The organism is Campylobacter sp. 2018MI34, assembly GCF_016598975.1.
In the GTDB taxonomy this organism is placed as follows: Bacteria; Campylobacterota; Campylobacteria; order Campylobacterales; family Campylobacteraceae; genus Campylobacter_D.
Window position 1 is genome coordinate 1 of record NZ_JAENKS010000247.1, and the last position, 392, is coordinate 392.

At 63.8% G+C, this 392-nt stretch carries 1 protein-coding gene; it reads left to right on the forward strand.

The features are described from left to right. Positions 1 to 392, forward strand: a 392-nt coding sequence (locus tag JG676_RS08665) for a YidB family protein (protein WP_200217990.1), incomplete at both ends; no start/stop codon positions are given.

Sequence of the window (392 nt, forward strand, 5' to 3'; positions counted from 1 at the left end):
AGCAAGTTGAATAATCCCGCAGGCCAGGGGACAGCCGCAGGGGTCAGCACGAATTACGCGGACCAGTTGGAAGAATTCTTCGCGCCCTCGCCGACGGGTGGTCCGACCGCCAAAGGCGTGATTGGCGCCTTGCTGACCGGCGGCATGATGGATCTGGTGCGTCAGTTCCGGGGCACCGATAAAGGCGACGCGATGGATTCGTGGATCGCGGATGGCCCCAACAAGGCGGTTTCCTCGACCGACCTGTCCAGGGTTCTGACCGATGAGCAGGTCGCCTACCTTACCCAGCGGTCCGGCCTGTCGCGCGACGAGCTTCTGAAAGGCCTGAGCGAGCGCCTCCCGCAAGTGGTCGACAAGTTGACCCCTGACGGACGGGTTCCGACGGCCGAGGA